We start from the raw sequence: 15,669 nt of genomic DNA, 5'->3' as shown, positions 1-15,669 counted from the left end.
GGCCCTCCCGGTCCGTCCCGTCCACCATATCGGCCCGCCCTGTGACCCGCGCCCCGGCGTGGGGGCGGGTCACAGGGCGGGCCGGGCGGCCGGGTCAGCCGCGGTAGGGCGGGGTGATGCCCCAGTCCCAGCGCGGCATCGGCGACTCCGGCAGCGGCGGCGGGTTCGGGCCGGAGTAGAGCAGCGCCATCCGCGTACCCCACTCCAGGTAGTACGCGAAGACGGCGCGGAATTCCGGGTCGCCCGGCAGCCCGACCTCGTCCGCGGTGTCGGTGAGCAGCGCGACCCAGCGCCGCCGCTGCTCCTCGGTCAGGCCCCGGCCCAGGTGCCGGGCCGCCATGTGGCGGTGCCCGCCGTGCCCGGTGCTGTAGCGGGCGGGGCCGCCGAAGACCTCGCCGAGCCAGGCGGCGACGTGCTGCGGGTGGTCCGGGCTCATCCCGGCGAAGACCGGCGCGAGCACCTCGTCCTCCGCGACACGCGCGTAGAAGCGGGTGAAGAGCCGGTCGAAGGCCTCCGCGCCGCCCGCCCACGCGTACAGCGTCGGCACCGAGCCGCCCTTGCCCACGACGTCGGTGACCTCGTAGTGCCGCATCTCCTCGATGGCCTGGACGTAGGGCCTGATCTCGGCGAAGAACGCCGGGAAGTGCTCGCCCTTGCGGAAGCCCTCCAGATGGTCCGCGGCGGAGGTCCAGCGGATCCGCAGCGTGTACGCACCCGGGTCGTCGGCGCACCGCGCCAGCTCGTAGTCCACGCACTGCTCGGCCTGCCCGAGCGGTACGGCGGCCCGCGCGTACGCCTGCTCGAACCCCTGCCGGTCGGATTCCGCGATCCGGTAACGGATGTACTCGACAATCATGGAACGACCCAAACAAGGCACGGGGCCGGTGGCAAGAACCCACCGGGTGGTACGTAGCCGGAACAGGACACCTCAGATGACGACCGTCCCCCCGCCCCGGGGCCCCTCCTGCCCCGTCGAACTGACCCTGGAGATCATCGGCGGCAAGTGGGCCACGGTGATCCTCTCGCACCTCAAGGAGGGCGTCCACCGCTACGGCGAACTGCGCCGCCGGATCCCCGCCGTGAGCGAGAAGATGCTGGTCCAGCGGCTGCGCACCCTGGAATCCCGCGGCCTGATCCACCGCACGGCCACCGGCCCCAAAGGCGCGGAGGTCGTCGAATACCGCCTCACGGAAGAGGGCGCGAGCCTCGCCCCCGTCCTGGAGGCACTCTACGCATGGGGCCTGTCCCGCGCGACCCGCACCGGTGTCCGGTTCCCGCCCCTGGAATGAGCGATTCCGCTGCCGCGGGGCGCGGTGAGGGTCGTTCTTGCGCCACGCGCTCAGCTCCCGAAGGCGTACTCCAGCACATAGGCGGCGGAGTCGAGCACCATCTCGTTGACCTCGACGGGAGTGCCGTCACCCGTGTACGCCGTGCGGCAGACCAGCACGACGGGCGTGCCGGCCCTCAGCTCCAACCGCCGCGCCTCCTCCCCGGAGGGCATCCGCGCCCGGACCTCCTCCCGGAACCGCACGGGCTCGTACCCCAGCTCGGCGAGCCGCGCGTACACCCCGCCGGGCCCGGTGTCCTCCTCCGCCACGCGGGACCCGGTGACGATCCCCGCCGGAAAGTACGAGGTCGCGAGCAGCACCGGCTTGCCGTCCAGCACGAAGCGCCGCCGCCGCACGACCACGGCCCCCGTCCCCAGCACCCCCGCCACCGCGTCCGGCGCCTCCGCCACCCCGACCTCCCCCACCTCGACGCCGAGCTCCCGCCCCTCGGCATCCGCCTCCCACACCGACCGCCCGCCACTCCACCCCTCCCGCGCGAGCCGCGCGATCCCCCGCCGCCGCACGGGCCGAAATTCCCGCACGAACACCCCGGCCCCCTTCCGCGCCTCCGCCACCCCCTCGGCCTGCAACACGCCGAGCGCCTGCCGCGCCGTCATCCGCGCGACCCCGTACCCCGCCATGAGGTCGTTCTCCCCCGGCAACCGCTCCCCGGGCCCGTACCGCCCATTCTCGATCTGCTCCCTCAGCTCCCGCGCGATGCGCTGGTACTTCGCCTCCGGCCGGCTGCCCGCGGTCGTCATCGATCGTCCTTCCTGATCATCTCTAGACATCCTAAGACGACCTGACCGGCAACCACGGGCACCGACGTTCACTCACACGCGGGAGTTCTCTAGAGAACCCGGGACATGAAGGGGTTTCAGATGCTTCCATGAAGTCACATCTCTAGAGATGTATTTCGTATCCGCACCCACCTCAGCGAGGTCCCGCATGTCCCTGCCCGAATCGACCGACGGCCCGGTACTCGACGTGCAGTTCCCCCGGCGCCGCGAGCGCGTCGCCTACGCCAGGGCCGCCACCCGGCGGACGCTCGCCGAGTGGGGCGCACCCTCCGAGGCCACCGACACGGTCGTCCTGGTCGTCAGCGAACTGGTCACCAACGCCGTCCGGCACGCGCGCAGCGCCCCCGGACGCGAGATCGCCCTGCGCATCTCCCGCACTGAGACCCACCTCGTCCGCGTGGAGGTGTCCGACGCGGGTGACGCGCTTCCCCGCCCCCGTACCGCGGGCCCCGACGACGAGTCGCACCGCGGCCTCGCTCTTGTGGCAGCACTCGCCGTCCGGCACGGCGTCACCCCGCGCCCGCACGGGATCGGGAAGACGGTCTGGGCGGAGATCGGAAATGAGGCGGACGGGTGAGGCGGCGGGCAACGCGGGCAGGCACAGGAGCGGCCGACGCACGTGGTTAGCATGCCGCCGTGGACCTCTACTTCGACGCGGTGCCTCTGCTCGGCGACGCCCGTGGCTCCTTCCGGGGGCAGTGGTCGGAGCGGAAGTGGCTCAACGTACCGGGGCCGTTCTACGGGGCCGAGACCGACAACTGCGGGACGGGACGGATCCACGCCCCGGGGCTCGTTCTCTACGAGGCCGACCACTTCACCGAGTACGTGTACCGGCAGCCGCGGAATCCGGCGGAGCTACGGCAGTTGGTCGATGCGGCCCAGCAGGAGGTCTTCGGCGGGTACGGCTGTGACGGGGACAGCCGCTGGACACCGGCGTCGGTCCGGGAGTGGTGGCGGGAGCGGCGGCGGGTCGTCGAGTACCTGGCGGATCGGCGGGCGGACTGGGAGGCCGACGACGCGAAGGCCGGACAAGGGGTGGCCGCCGCCGCCCGGGAGTACGCCGCCTATATCGAGGGCGAGTTGGCGTCGCACCTCCGCGTCTACCTCTTCTGGCTGGAGGAGCGGCGCTCCCCGGCGACCACGGACCGGCTGCCCGTGCTCTGACCGGTGGTGCGGGGCACCCGGGTGCGCGGTACCTCCGGGGCCTACGTCAGCGGCAGCTCGGCGATCATCACGGCGTACACCGGCGAGTCCGGGAACGGCCGGCGCTCGCCGACCTTGCGGTAGCCCCAGGACTCGTAGAGGGCCTGGACGCGGGGGTGTTGGACGTCCACCAGCAGCACCGCCAGGTCCTCCGCGCGGCCGTCCATGAGGGCGCGGGAGAGCTGTTCCGCGACGCCCTTCTTCCGCCAACGCGGGACGACGGCCAGCTCCGAGTACGAGAAGGTGCGGTGCTTCTCGGGCGCCGGGTCGAGGTGGTCGCGCCACCACTCGCGCCCCGGTGTCCCCGGGGCCCCGTAGGCGAAGCCGACCGCGTCGTCCCCGTCGTAGGCGATCACGCAGGCGAATCCGGGGTTGCCGCCCCAGTGGTCGACGAACCAGGGGAAGCGCTCGTCGAACTCCGTCATGTCCCCTGCGTACGCGGCGGCGTGGACGTCGAGGATGGTCTGCCGTATCCGCGGCAGGTCGTCGTGCGTGTAGTGACGGAGGTCGAGAGCGGGGGCGGTCGTCATGCACGGCTCCTTCAGTCCCGGCCGGCCCCTTCGGGCCAGACCACTTCGACCGGTACACCGGTCGTGCGGGCGTAGCCGACCGCGTCGGCGGTGCCGCCGTAGCCGCGGGCGGGTTTGCCGTCCCAGACGGCCACGAGCTTGTCGACAAGGCCCACCATGATCTCGCTGGCCGCCTGGTGCGCTCGGGAGGTCGACTCCTGCAACCCGGTGCGGTGCACCTCGCAGGCCCGGTGCAGCAGCGTGTCGTACGTCGCGTGGTGCTCGGGCGGGAGGCCCGCGCGGTATTCGTCGGCGGGGATCACGGCCTCGATCCGGCCGCCGTGGTCGAGTACGGCTTCGGCGAACCAGGAGTCGGGGCCGTCCGCGAGGCAGGAGACGGCGACCAGTTCGTCGGCGCCGTGCCGCGCGATCACCTGGCGCAAGCCGTCACGGACCCGCTGTTCGACCTCCGCGGACAGCCCTCGGTGGCCGGTGATGCCCAGGCGCATGAGTCGCTCCCTCCGTGGGGGACGGACGGACGTCGTCGTCATGCCTGGGTGTACGACCGACCTGAACCTGTGGCTCCGCGGAAGGCGGCGACGTACCGTTCCTAGTGTCGAGGGGTCAGAACATCGGAGTCCAGCATGACTTACCGTGCCGACCATCCGTCCGGGGTTCTGCCCGGCGACGTCCTCAAACGTGCGCGGCTCTCGCGCGGGCTGACGCAGGAGCAGCTGGCCGAGCGGACCGGGCTCTCCCTCAGCGTCGTCAAGAAGCTCGAAGGCGGGGGGACGGGGCGGCTGGAGACGTACCACGCGATCGCGCGGGTGCTCGGCGTGCGGACGTCCACGCTGCTGGATCCGGCGGGACCGCACCACACCCGGCGGGACGACGGGGACAAGGTCGAGCTGCTGTACTTCCGCCAGGCGATCACCCCGCCGGTCGGGCCGGGCGGCCGGATCGCGGCCCCCGGTGCCGAGGTCGGCGAGCCCGATCTCGCGCGGCTGGGCGAGGCCGTCGGGACGGTGGCCCGCGCGTACCACCGCGACGCCTACGCCACCGTGGCCGAACTCCTGCCGCCGCTGGTGCACTCCGCGCACGCGGCCGTCGCCCACTTCGACGGCGGGGCCCAGCACGAGGCCGCGCTGCGGATCCGCTCGGACGTGCTGCAGATGGCGGGCCGCTACCTCACGCAGGTCCGCGCGTACGACCTCGCGCACATCGCGCTGCGGGACGCGATCGCCGACGCGCTCGCGGTGGGCGCGCTGGATCTGCTCGCCGGCGCCGTCTACCAGCAGGGCTGGCTGCTCATGCGGCAGGGGCGTCTCGACGAGGCCGAGCAGGTGAGCGTCGCCACCGCGGAGGCGGTCGAGCCGCGCATCTCCCGTGCGTCGAGGCGGGACCTGGGCGCCTGGGGCAAGCTGCTGGTGCACGCGAGCGCCGCGGCGGCGCGCAACAACCGGGCGGCCGAGGCCCGGGAGATGCTGCGCATGGGCCGGACCGCAGGGGCCGCGCTCGCGGGCGGCACGGCCGTGTCCGAGTCGAGCTGGGGCCGTTTCGACTGGCGGACGGTGGCCTTCCAGGGCATCGAGAACCACCTCGTCGCCGACCACCCCGCCATGGTGATCAGCCTGGCCGAACGCGTCGCGCAGGCCGGTGACAGCACCTTCATGCGCCGCCACCTGCTGGACGTGGCAGCGGCGCACGCCACCCTCAAGCACAAGGCCGACGCCCTGGGAGTGCTGAAGCGCCTCCACGCGGAGACCCCTGAGTGGCTGCGGCACCAGCAGATGGCGGCGCAGACCTTCCATGACGTGCAGCAGCTCAGCGGCCGTACGAGCGCGGCGCAGCGCGAACTCGCGGCCTTCTTCGCCGCGCCATAAGGTGCACGCTCCGTGCACCCGCGTTGCTGACGTGCCGTCAAAGGACCACGGAACGCGTCTGTATCCGCCCGCTCACCGAACGTAGCGTGAAGCCCCACCACCGCTACGCACCGGGAGGGCGAGATGGAGGCCCCGCAGAAAACGGCCGCCACCCAGACGACAGGGCAGGCCCCGGAGCCGATACGGCACCCGCCCATCGGCCCCGACTACTCCCGCACCCTTTCCTGCGCAGCAGAAAGCGCCGACGACGCCCGCCTGCTCGTCCGTACCGCCCTCCGCGCATGGGGCCTCGAAGGCCTGGCGGATGACGGCGCCCTCGTCGTCACGGAGTTGGTCGCCAACGCCGCCCGGCACACGAAGGGGCGGCTCATCCGGGTGACGGTCAGCCGCCCCGCGGACGGGCAGGTCCGGATCGACGTCGTCGACCGGTCGAAGCAGCGGCCCGAGCGGCGCGACGCCGAGGACCTCGCCGAGTGCGGGCGCGGCCTGAACCTCGTCGAAGCGCTCACCGCCCGCTGGGGCACCGACGCCCTCCCGTTCGGCAAGCGCGTCTGGGGCCTGCTCGAAGGAGACCCCGCCGCATGACCCGCGACGGACGGCCCTGGGTCGGCGACCAGGTCACGGACGAGGCCACCGGCCGCCAGGCCGTCATCACCGACGTCCGCCACGGCGTCTACGTCCTCCGACCCGTACGCGGACCTGTTCTCCCGTGGACCGCCGACTCCGACGAACACCTCATCCTCATCACACCCCGCCAGCCCGACACCCCGGAAGAGAGGTGAACCGTGGAGTCCTTCGAACGCGCCCGCCTGGACGCCTACTTCAGCAGGGTCGCGACCCGCTTCCGCACGGATGAGCCGCCGTCCGCGTTCCTCGTCACGCACCTGCTGCCCGAACGCCCCAGCTTCGTAAAGGCCGTGGCCGCCGCCTCGAAGCTGCGGGCGGTCCTCCCGAAGCCCAAGTCCGTCTCCCCCGCGGCCAAGCGCGAGGTCGAGCGCATCGCGCCCTGCGACCCGCTCTCCCGCGAGGCCTTCATCGACCCCGACCAGGCCGTGGAGTACATCGAGACCCGAGCCGCCGGGGAACGCGTCGTCCTCCTCGACGTCGGCGGCTACTTCGCCCGTACGCAGGCGCCGCAACAGGCTCGCGCCTGGTATGCACGAACTGCCCGCCGCCGACCGAGCCGTCATCGCCGGCTCCTGGCTCGCCGCCTTCAACCGCTGACGAGGACCCATGGCCATCACCGCCCAGCACATTCGCGACACCCTGAGCTGCTACCTGGACCGGTACCCCGAGGACGGGGACGGGCTCGGCGCACTCGCCGACTCCCTCGCCGGTACGCCCGGCACCATCACCTCGCGCAAGGAGTTCCGCGGGCACGTCACCGCCGGGGCACTGCTGCTCCGGCCGGACGGGCGCGTCCTGCTCATCCGGCACAAGGCCCTCCGTACGTGGCTCTTCCCCGGCGGGCATCTGGAGGACGGCGACGACACGCTCCTCAGCGCCGCCCTGCGGGAGTTGAGCGAAGAGACGGGGATCCCGGCCGAGCGCGTCACCCCGGTCAGCCCCATCCCCCTGCACATCGACGTGCACCCCATCCCCGCCAACCCCGCCAAGGGCGAACCCGCCCACCAGCACTACGACGTCCGCTACCTCTTCCGCACCGAGGCCGCCGACGTCGCCGACGTCACCGCCCTCCAGGCGGAGGAGGTCACCGGCTTCGCCTGGCAGCCCGCACGCACGCTCAGCTGCGAGGCCTTGCGCGGCAGGCTGGGCTGACCCGCTCACCCTGCGTACGCCGCGCGTACCGCAGCGTTCGCCCGTTCTTCACCTCGCGCACCGTTCGGGCGTACGGCGCGCGCACCTAGCTTTGGCATGCACATCGCACGCGCGTCCTTCCCCCACCCCCCTCACCGGAGGTAATCCGTGCGCAGCCGTAGCCGTACCGCCCTGTTGACCGCCGGCGGGCTCGCCGCCGCCTCTGCCGGCCTGTGGGCCGGGCTCGGCGGGAACGCCCAGGCGGCCGGTTCCGTACCGACGCCCGATCACACGGTCGTGGTGGTCATGGAGAACCACGCCTACAGCCAGGTGATCGGCAGCTCCAGCGCCCCGTACATCAACTCGCTCGCGACCGGCGGCGCCAACCTGACGCAGAGCCACGCGATCACCCACCCCAGCCAGCCGAACTACTACGCCCTGTTCTCCGGTTCCACGCAGGGCGTCACGTCCGACAGCTGTGTCTCCATCGGCTTCAGCTCGGCCGCGAACCTCGGCTCCGAGGTCGCGGCCGCGGGCAAGACGTTCGGCAGCTACAACGAGACGCTGCCCAGCCAGGGTTCGACCACCTGCAAGAGCGGCAACTACGCGCAGAAGCACAACCCGTGGTTCGGCTTCTCCAACGTGCCGACCTCGTCCGCGAAGACCTTCGCGCAGTTCCCGACCGACTACTCGACGCTGCCGACGACGTCCTTCGTCGTGCCCAACCTGTGCAGCGACATGCACGACTGCTCGGTGTCGACCGGTGACACCTGGATCAAGAACAACCTGGGCGCGTACGCGACCTGGGCCAAGACGCACAACAGCCTGCTCGTCGTCACCTTCGACGAGGACAACTCGCTGAGCGGCAACCGCATCCCGACCGTCTTCTACGGCCAGCCGGTCAAGGCGGGCTCGTCCGTGTCGACCACCTACAACCACTACAACCTGCTGCGGACGCTGGAGGACCTGGCGGGCACGTCCTCGCACGCCGGGCAGGCCGCCTCGGCGTCGGACATCACCGGCATCTGGTCCAGCTGACCGATGTACGTCAGCGAGAGCCGCGCGAGCACACCCGCGGTGGCCTCGCCGGCCGCCGCCCGGGGCACGTCACGCCCCGGGCGGCGGTCCGCCGTGGCCTCCACCGTGCTCGCGCTGGGCGCGGTCAGCCTGATCACGGACGTCTCCTCGGAGATGGTCACCGCGGTGCTGCCGCTCTACCTGGTCACCGGACTCGGCCTGTCCCCGCTGGGTTTCGGTCTGCTGGACGGCGTCTACAACGGTTTCAGCGCGCTCGTCCGGCTCGTCGGCGGCCACCTCGCCGACCGCGGCGGACGGCACAAGCGGGTCGCCGTCCTCGGCTACGGGCTGTCGGCGCTGTGCAAGCCGCTGCTGCTCGCCGTCCACACCCTGCCGCTGATCGGCGCGGTGCTCGCAGCCGATCGTACGGGGAAGGGGCTGCGCACCGCGCCGCGCGACGCGCTCATCTCGCTCTCCAGCGAACCGGGGGCGCGCGGGCGGGCCTTCGGCGTGCACCGCGCTATGGACACCACAGGCGCGCTGCTCGGCCCGCTGGTCGCCTTCCTGATCCTGCGCCGGGCGGCGGAGGGCTACGACGCGGTCTTCACGGTGAGCTTCTGCGTCGCGGCGGTGGGCGTGCTGGTGCTGCTGCTGTTCGTGCCCTCGCGGGTGCGGGAGGCGGCGGACACGCCCGGGAAGGACGCGCCGCGGGCCTCGCTGCGGGCCGCCGTCGCCCTGCTCGGGCGGCGGGAGCTGCGCGGGCTCGCGCTGTGCGCGATGGCGCTGGGCCTGGCGACCGTGAGCGACTCCTTCGTCTACCTCATGCTCCAGCGCCGCCTCGGGGTGCCCGACCGCTGGTTCGCGCTGCTGCCGCTGGGCACGGCGGCGGCGTTCCTGCTGCTCGCGGTGCCGCTCGGCCGGTGGGCGGACCGGGTGGGCCGCTGGCGCGTCTTCGTCGGCGGCCACCTCGCGCTGCTGCTGGCGTACGGGCTGCTGCTGTCGCACGTGCGGGCGGGCGTGCTGCCGTACGCGGTGCTCGCGCTGCACGGCACGTTCTACGCGGCCACCGACGGGGTGCTGATGGCGGCCGCGGCCGGTTCCGTACCGGCGGCGCTGCGTTCCAGCGGGCTCGCCCTGGTGCAGACCGGCCAGGCGGCCGCCCGCTTCTTCTGCTCGATCGCCTTCGGCGCGGCCTGGACCGCGTTCGGCGACCGCTCGGCGCTCACCGGCGCGGCGGTCGCGCTGCTGGCGAGCGTGCTGCTGTCGGTACGGTTGCGACCCGCGGAGGGGATCGGATGAGCGAGGACGGCCCGGGACCGGCGGAAGAGGACGCCCGCCCCTCCGACGACGCCCCCCTCAGCACGCGCGGCAAGCTGCTCGTCCTCCTCGCCGGGGTCCTGGTGCTCGCGCTCGTCGGCGGGGTCGCGGTGTGGCGGGCGGCGGACCGGGCGGACCGGAAGAACCAGGTGCAGGCGGGCGGGCCCGCGGTGCACGCCGGGGACGTGTCGCTCGCACCCGGCGCGGGGCGGCGGATCGTCTTCCGCTCCATGGCGTGGGGCCCGCACCGCGACGAGCTGGCCAGCGTCCCGGCCGCCGATCCGAACGGCCCGCGCACCGCCTCCGGTGTGAAGTGCCTGCGCTTCTATGCCGCGGGCGGCACCGGGGTGTGCCTCCAGGCGGAGCGCGGGGCGGTCAACGACAGCTACCGCGCCCTCGTCCTCGACCGGAACCTGCGCACCACCCGGCATGTGGACCTCGCGGGCATCCCGACCCGCGCCCGGGTCTCCCCCAGCGGGCGGATGGCGGCCTGGACGGTCTTCGTCGGCGGCGACTCGTACGCGGGCACCAACTTCTCCACCCGCACCACGATCCTGGACACCCGCACCGGCGCCCTCCAGCCGACGCTGGAGGACTACACGCTGACCCGCGACGGCAAGCGGCTGCGCGCCGCCGACCTCAACTACTGGGGCGTGACCTTCGCGGACGACACGCACTTCTACGCCACGGCCGCGACCGGCGGCCGCACGTACCTGATCCGCGGCGACGTGGCGACGCGCACCGCCGTCACGCTGCGCACCAACGTCGAGTGCCCCTCGCTCTCCCCGGACGGGACGCGCATCGCCTTCAAGAAGCGCGTCCCGGGTCTCGACCCCGACGCCCCCTGGCGGCTGTACGTCCTGGACCTGGCGACGCTGAAGGACCATCCCACCGCCGAGTCCCGCAACGTCGACGACCAGGCGGTGTGGGTCGACGGCGACACGCTCTCCTACTCGCTGCCCGGCGACTACGGCTCCGACCTGTTCACCGTCCCCGCCGACGGCACCGGCGCCCCGGCCCCGCTGACCGCGTCCGCCCTCTCCCCCGCCTGGCTCGGCTGACCCCGCACGAGCCGGGAAGAGCGCGGGAGGAGCGCGGGAGAGGCCGGAAAACAAAAAAAGACCGCGCGGCCCGAGGGCCGCGCGGTCAGGAGTCGTTCAGGGGGTCGTTCAGGGGGTCGTTCAGGGGTCGTTCAGGGCCGGTCGGCGGAACCGCCGCCGGTGAGACGGGTTTCGAGGTCCTGCCACCAGCGGCGCTCGTGGTCGGGCAGCGGCACCAGCTTCTCCGGGTGGCCCGGGGCGGGGGGCGCTCCCGGCGGCGGGGCGGGTGGCGGGAGCGGCGGCGGGCAGATGTGGAAGTAGCCGTAGTCGCGCAGGGCCCGCCCGACCAGGAGCAGGAACCGTCGCAGCGGTGCGGGCACGGGCACGGGCTCCTTCCCGGCGGGGACGGCCGGTCGTCAGGCCAGGCAGTCCGCGGCGATCCACCCCATCGCGGCCGGCACGGACGGGGAGCGGTGGGCGACGGCGGCCGGGCGCACCGAGATCTCCCAGCGCGGTGTGTACGGGTCGCGCGCGGTGCCGGAGGCGTAGGCGCACTGGAGCCCGGCCTCGGGGCGTACGGTGACGCCGAATTCGGCGCTCGGGCCGTCGCTGTCGATGTCGCCGAGGCCGAAGACCAGGGTCGCGCAGCGCACGGCGTCCACGGTGCCGCGGCGCAGCGGCAGCGGTACGGGGCCGAGCCCGGCCAGCCGCAGGCTGCCGCGCGGGCCGGGCTCGATGGCCGCGTCGAGCTCCAGCGTGCCGGGGTCGGTGGTGTGCGGCGCGCCGCCGGTGCGCAGCCGTACGCCCCCGTGCCCGGGGTGGGTGGCCAGGTGCAGGGTCAGGGGGTGGATCAGCGCCCGGGTGACGCCGTATCCGCGGTAGTCGCCCGCGCGGGTGTCGAGGATCGCGAGTGCCTGCCGGGTGAAGTCGGCGGTGTCGGCGATCCCGTAGCGCAGGGCGACGGCGCTCTCGTACCGGCTCAGACCGCGCATCGCCGGTTACCCGCGGCCGGTCTCGACGGCGCGCTTGACCTGCTCCAGGGTGGTGCGCATGCCGTCGACCATGATCTGCTCGCGGTCCCGGCCGAGCAGCCGGGAGGCGGTGAAGATACGGGCGGCGACGGGCATGGGCCCGGCGTGCTCGCGCCACTCGGTGAGCAGCGTGCCGCCGGCCTCGGGCTCCAGGCGGTAGCCCCAGCGCATGTTCGACTCGGTGACCTGGAAGGAGAAGCGCTTGGGCGCGTCGTACTCCAGGACCGTACAGGTGGTCGTCCAGCGCATGACGCCGCGCTTGTTGGTGCCCTTGAAGACGGCCCCGGCGCGCGGGACCGAGTTGTTCGCCCAGCGGCCGCCGATGTTCTCCGGGCTCAGCTCGCCGTAGCGGGTGGGGTCGGCCACCAGGGCCCACACCGTCTCCGGGGCGGCCTTCACCCAGATACTCGCCTCGTCCATGGTTCCTGTCCTCCTGGGGTCGCGCGCCGCGGCGGGCGCGGCAGCAGGTACGTGGTCAGTGCGGCCACCGGTCCGATCGCGCCGATCGCGACCACCAGCCATACCGCGGGCCGCAGCCCGCCGTTGCCCGTACCGCCCAGCCCGTTCTGGAAGAGGGCGGCGGCCAGGGCGGGGGCCACGACCGCGGCGATCTGGACGGCGCTCTGGTAGAGGGCCGCCGCGGCGCCGCGCTCGGCGGGGGCGAGGCCCGAGGTGGCCTGGGTGTTGAGGGCGGCGAACGACAGCACGAAGCCCAGCCCGACCAGGATCATGGTGGGCAGGACCGCGGTCACGTAGTCGGGGTGGGCGGGCAGCCGCAGGTAGAGCAGGTAGCCGACGAGCGGCGGCAGGGCGCCGTACGCGATGAGCCGGCGGGTGCCGAAGCGGGCGATCATGCGCCCGGAGTGCAGGGCGACGAGGGCCAGCGGGACGCTCGCCGGGAGGATGGCCAGCGCCGTCTGCAGCGGCGACCATCCCCGGGTGGTCTGGAACTGGAACGTGACGACGACCAGCAGCCCCAGGTAGGAGCCGTTGAGCGCGCCGGCGCCCAGCGCGGAACGGGCCATGGTGCCGCCGGTGCGCAGCGGCAGCCGCACCAGCGGGTCCTTGGCCGTACGCTCCACCGCGACGAACAGCGCGCACAGCACGGCGAACCCGGCGGCGGCGGCACCGACCTGGGCGCTGAACCAGCCGTGCGCGGGTGAGGACGCGATGGCCAGGTCGAGGCACACCAGGGCGCCGGTGGCGCTCAGGGCGCCGGCGACGTCGTAGCGGCGGCGCGGCCCGGCGGCGGGGGCGGAGCGCGGGATCATGCGCAGGCCCAGCAGGAACAGCAGCAGCGCGGCGGGGGCCGGGGCCGCCAGCGTCCACCGCCAGCTGATGTCGGTGAGCAGGCCGGACAGCAGCAGTCCGCCGGTGAAGCCGCCCGCGCCGAAGACGGTGTAGACGGAGATGGCACGGCTGCGGTGCGGGCCCTCGGGGAAGGTGTTCATGATGATGGCCAGGCCCGTGGGCGCGGTGAGCGCGGCGCAGAAGCCCTTCACCACGCGGCAGGCGACCAGCAGCGCGAAGCTGCCGGTCACACCGGCCACCAGCGAGGCGGCGGCGAAGGCCAGCAGCGCCCACAGGTAGGCGCGGCGGGCGCCGTGGATGGCGACGACCCGGGCGCCGAAGAGCATGAGGCCGCCGAAGCCGATGGCGAAGGCGGTCATGGCCCACTGGGCGGTGCTGGGCGCGAGGTGGAAGTCCTGGCCCAGGGCGGGCAGGGCGACCAGGGTCGCCGAGACCTCCAGGGCGTCGATGAGCATGTTGCCTGCCAGGACGGCCAGCAGGCCCCCGGGCGGCGGGGCGGTGCCGGTCGCGGTCCGTTGCGGCGCGGTCTTCATGGCGGCTCCCGCGGTCGGGGACGGCGGTTCTCGGGGGCGGCGCTTGTCGGAGGGGCTCCTCGGCGGGGCTCGTCGGCGGTGAAGGTCCGGGGCACGGCCCGGGGCAGGGTCCGGGCGGCGCCCGGAGGGGCGTACGGAGGGGCGTACGGCGGTCGGGCAGGGCCGCCGTACGCGCGGGGCCCGTGGTGCGGGTCAGAGCAGCGTGCCGCCGCTGGCGTCGATGAACGCGCCGGTGATCCAGCGGGCGTCCTCCGAGCAGAGGAAGGCCACGACGTCCGCGACGTCCTCGGGCTCGCCGACCCGGTTGAAGGCCGACAGCGACGCCATCGCGGTGACGACCTCGGGCATCTGGAAGACCGGGTTGTCGTTGCGGGTGATGCCGGGGGCGACGCTGTTGACGGTGATGCCGCGCGGGCCGAGGTACTTGCCGAAGTGCAGCCCGAGCATCTCGACGGCGGCCTTCGACATCGCGTACGCGATCTCGTCCGGGTTGGAGGTGCGGGTCAGCCCGGAGGAGATGTTGACGATGCGGCCGCCGTCGGGCATGTTCCGCAGCGCGCGCTGGATGAGGAAGAACGGCGCCTTGGCGTTGACCGCGAGGATCCGGTCGAACTGCTCGGAGGTGGTGTCCTCCGGCTTGATGCCGCCCAGCACCCCGGCGTTGTTGACGAGGATGTCCAGCGCGGTGGAGCCCGCGTGCTCGGTCAGGCCCGCCTCCAGGGCCTCGAAGAGCGTGTCGACGTCGCCGGGGACGCCGAGTTCGGCGCCCACCGCGAAGGCCTTGCCGCCCGCCTGCCGGGCGGTCTCGACGACGGCCTCGGCCTCGTCCTTGGCGGTGTTGTAGTGCACGGCGACCAGCGCGCCGTCCGCGGCCAGCCGCAGGGCCATCGCGCGGCCCATGTTGCGGCTCGCCCCGGTGACGAGCGCGGTCTTGCCGGAGAGCTTGTTGCCCATGTGGTCCTCCTCGTGGGGGGTGCGCTGGTGGGATCAGGCCCGCGACTCGGCGTACGTCTTGGCGTAGCCGAGGGTGGTGCGGGAGTTGGTGCTCAGGGCGTGCTGGACGTGCTCGCGGCCCTCGGTGACGCCGGCGTCCGGGCCGAGCACGGAGGTGACGTTCTCCGGGCGCAGCACGACGGTGTGCCGGGAGGTGGCCGCGACGCCGGAGGCGGTGGGGCGGAAGCTCCAGCGGCCGGTGTGCAGGCTCATCAGGACCGGCAGGGTGGTCTGCTTGTAGACGATGCGGTCGTACGGGAAGCAGACCCGGTAGGACTTGGTGGTGTGCACCGAGCCGTTGGGCGAGCGGGTGTCCATCTCCAGCTCCTGGAGGCCCGGTTCGGGCTCCTGGAGGTTCACCCGGGCCACGTGCGGCAGCCGCTCGGACCACAGGCCGGCCTCGTTGATGAAGTCGTAGACGTCCTTGACGCTGCCGTTGATGTGGACGGTGTCCTCGAAGGACCAGGTCAGCTTCTCGGAGCCGACGACGAACTCCAGGTTGGCGCGCAGCGCGGCCAGCTCCGAGCGGGAGTTGCCGTCCACGGCCTGGTCGATCCAGGCCAGGCCGTCGGCGTCGTCGTCGATCGCCCGGTAGTCGTGCAGCAGCCGGACCCGGGACTGCCCGGCCGACAGCGGCTCGATGATCCAGGCGCCGCCCATCGCGGCGACCGGCGGGGTGGAGACCTCCTGGCGGAAGTCGATACGCAGCGTGTCGGGGTGCAGGGCGCGCTGCGAGGTCCAGTTCTTGGGCGCGCCGTTGGCGGTGGCCCAGACCCGGATGCGCTCACGTCCGGCGCCCTGCGAGGCCTGGTCGACGTGGATGGTGGGCGGGAAGATCCGCGGCCAGTTCTCCACCTCGGCGATGAGCCGGTAGACCTCGCGGGCCGGGGCGGCGACCGTGATCTCGTGCTCGACTTCGCGAACCACGGGCTGTGTCATGCTCGTT

Annotated in this window: 20 protein-coding genes; 10 read left to right on the top strand and 10 right to left on the bottom strand. The window is 73.1% G+C overall.

The window, feature by feature from the left end; genetic code table 11:
• Positions 1-94: 94 nt before the first annotated feature.
• Positions 95-856, bottom strand: a complete 762-nt coding sequence (locus ACWERV_RS02120; RefSeq protein ID WP_452927552.1) for a globin domain-containing protein — start codon at positions 854-856, stop codon at positions 95-97.
• Positions 857-932: 76 nt separating this feature from the next.
• Between ACWERV_RS02120 and ACWERV_RS02115 the strand changes: the two genes are divergently transcribed.
• Positions 933-1,289 carry a winged helix-turn-helix transcriptional regulator gene (locus ACWERV_RS02115; protein ID WP_452927549.1) on the top strand — a complete coding sequence of 119 codons (357 nt, stop codon included), beginning with the start codon at positions 933-935 and terminating at the stop codon, positions 1,287-1,289.
• A 50-nt stretch (positions 1,290-1,339) separates the two neighbouring features.
• Here ACWERV_RS02115 and ACWERV_RS02110 read toward each other — a convergent pair whose 3' ends face one another.
• Positions 1,340-2,089: a GntR family transcriptional regulator gene (locus ACWERV_RS02110; protein WP_452927546.1), complete on the bottom strand. Its 750-nt coding sequence runs from the start codon at positions 2,087-2,089 to the stop codon at positions 1,340-1,342.
• Positions 2,090-2,276: 187 nt separating this feature from the next.
• Between ACWERV_RS02110 and ACWERV_RS02105 the strand changes: the two genes are divergently transcribed.
• The gene (locus tag ACWERV_RS02105) at positions 2,277-2,705 is read left to right on the top strand and encodes an ATP-binding protein (protein ID WP_452927543.1); all 429 of its coding nucleotides are present in this window, start codon (positions 2,277-2,279) and stop codon (positions 2,703-2,705) included.
• Positions 2,706-2,764: 59 nt separating this feature from the next.
• Entirely contained in the window at positions 2,765-3,292 is a 528-nt protein-coding gene (locus tag ACWERV_RS02100) for a ferredoxin (RefSeq protein ID WP_452927540.1), read from the top strand.
• Positions 3,293-3,333: 41 nt separating this feature from the next.
• Here the strand turns inward: ACWERV_RS02100 and ACWERV_RS02095 are convergent, their stop codons facing one another.
• Both ACWERV_RS02095 and ACWERV_RS02090 read right to left on the bottom strand, forming a co-directional pair.
• On the bottom strand, positions 3,334-3,861 hold the full coding sequence (locus ACWERV_RS02095) for an N-acetyltransferase family protein (RefSeq protein ID WP_452927537.1): 528 nt from the start codon (positions 3,859-3,861) through the stop codon (positions 3,334-3,336).
• An 11-nt stretch (positions 3,862-3,872) separates the two neighbouring features.
• Complete coding sequence (locus tag ACWERV_RS02090) at positions 3,873-4,349, bottom strand: hypothetical protein (RefSeq protein WP_452927535.1); 477 nt, start codon at positions 4,347-4,349, stop codon at positions 3,873-3,875.
• A gap of 135 nt (positions 4,350-4,484) precedes the next feature.
• Here ACWERV_RS02090 and ACWERV_RS02085 point away from each other — a divergent pair, with 135 nt between their 5' ends.
• From ACWERV_RS02085 to ACWERV_RS02055, 7 genes are all read left to right on the top strand, one after another.
• Positions 4,485-5,723 carry a helix-turn-helix domain-containing protein gene (locus tag ACWERV_RS02085; protein ID WP_452927532.1) on the top strand — a complete coding sequence of 413 codons (1,239 nt, stop codon included), beginning with the start codon at positions 4,485-4,487 and terminating at the stop codon, positions 5,721-5,723.
• Positions 5,724-5,846: 123 nt separating this feature from the next.
• Positions 5,847-6,308, top strand: a complete 462-nt coding sequence (locus tag ACWERV_RS02080) for an ATP-binding protein (protein ID WP_452927529.1) — start codon at positions 5,847-5,849, stop codon at positions 6,306-6,308.
• Positions 6,305-6,505, top strand: a complete 201-nt coding sequence (locus tag ACWERV_RS02075) for a hypothetical protein (protein WP_452927526.1) — start codon at positions 6,305-6,307, stop codon at positions 6,503-6,505. Before ACWERV_RS02080 ends, ACWERV_RS02075 begins: the two co-directional genes overlap by 4 nt.
• 451 nt (positions 6,506-6,956) lie before the next feature.
• The gene (locus ACWERV_RS02070) at positions 6,957-7,502 is read left to right on the top strand and encodes an NUDIX hydrolase (RefSeq protein ID WP_452927523.1); all 546 of its coding nucleotides are present in this window, start codon (positions 6,957-6,959) and stop codon (positions 7,500-7,502) included.
• Positions 7,503-7,649: 147 nt separating this feature from the next.
• Positions 7,650-8,519 carry an alkaline phosphatase family protein gene (locus ACWERV_RS02065; RefSeq protein ID WP_452927520.1) on the top strand — a complete coding sequence of 290 codons (870 nt, stop codon included), beginning with the start codon at positions 7,650-7,652 and terminating at the stop codon, positions 8,517-8,519.
• Between the two features lie 3 nt (positions 8,520-8,522).
• On the top strand, positions 8,523-9,797 hold the full coding sequence (locus ACWERV_RS02060) for an MFS transporter (protein ID WP_452927518.1): 1,275 nt from the start codon (positions 8,523-8,525) through the stop codon (positions 9,795-9,797).
• Entirely contained in the window at positions 9,794-10,876 is a 1,083-nt protein-coding gene (locus ACWERV_RS02055) for a TolB family protein (protein ID WP_452927515.1), read from the top strand. The genes ACWERV_RS02060 and ACWERV_RS02055 overlap by 4 nt, the downstream gene beginning before the upstream one ends.
• A gap of 131 nt (positions 10,877-11,007) precedes the next feature.
• On the opposite strand, the gene ACWERV_RS02050 is transcribed toward ACWERV_RS02055, so the two are convergent.
• From ACWERV_RS02050 to ACWERV_RS02025, 6 genes are all read right to left on the bottom strand, one after another.
• Positions 11,008-11,235, bottom strand: a complete 228-nt coding sequence (locus tag ACWERV_RS02050; RefSeq protein ID WP_398188070.1) for a DUF6059 family protein — start codon at positions 11,233-11,235, stop codon at positions 11,008-11,010.
• Positions 11,236-11,271: 36 nt separating this feature from the next.
• Complete coding sequence (locus ACWERV_RS02045; protein ID WP_452927512.1) at positions 11,272-11,847, bottom strand: hypothetical protein; 576 nt, start codon at positions 11,845-11,847, stop codon at positions 11,272-11,274.
• A 6-nt stretch (positions 11,848-11,853) separates the two neighbouring features.
• Positions 11,854-12,306 (bottom strand): SRPBCC family protein, encoded by a 453-nt coding sequence (locus ACWERV_RS02040; protein ID WP_398188064.1) that lies wholly within the window; start codon positions 12,304-12,306, stop codon positions 11,854-11,856.
• Entirely contained in the window at positions 12,282-13,730 is a 1,449-nt protein-coding gene (locus ACWERV_RS02035) for an MFS transporter (RefSeq protein WP_452927509.1), read from the bottom strand. The genes ACWERV_RS02040 and ACWERV_RS02035 overlap by 25 nt, the downstream gene beginning before the upstream one ends.
• A gap of 192 nt (positions 13,731-13,922) precedes the next feature.
• Entirely contained in the window at positions 13,923-14,684 is a 762-nt protein-coding gene (locus ACWERV_RS02030) for an SDR family oxidoreductase (protein ID WP_398188058.1), read from the bottom strand.
• 33 nt (positions 14,685-14,717) lie between these two features.
• Entirely contained in the window at positions 14,718-15,662 is a 945-nt protein-coding gene (locus tag ACWERV_RS02025) for an aromatase/cyclase (RefSeq protein WP_398188055.1), read from the bottom strand.
• Positions 15,663-15,669 lie beyond the last annotated feature (7 nt).

The organism is Streptomyces sp. NPDC004031, from assembly GCF_053604375.1.
Note: the sequence above shows the minus strand (reverse complement) of the source record. Positions and strands in the feature narration are given on the sequence as shown.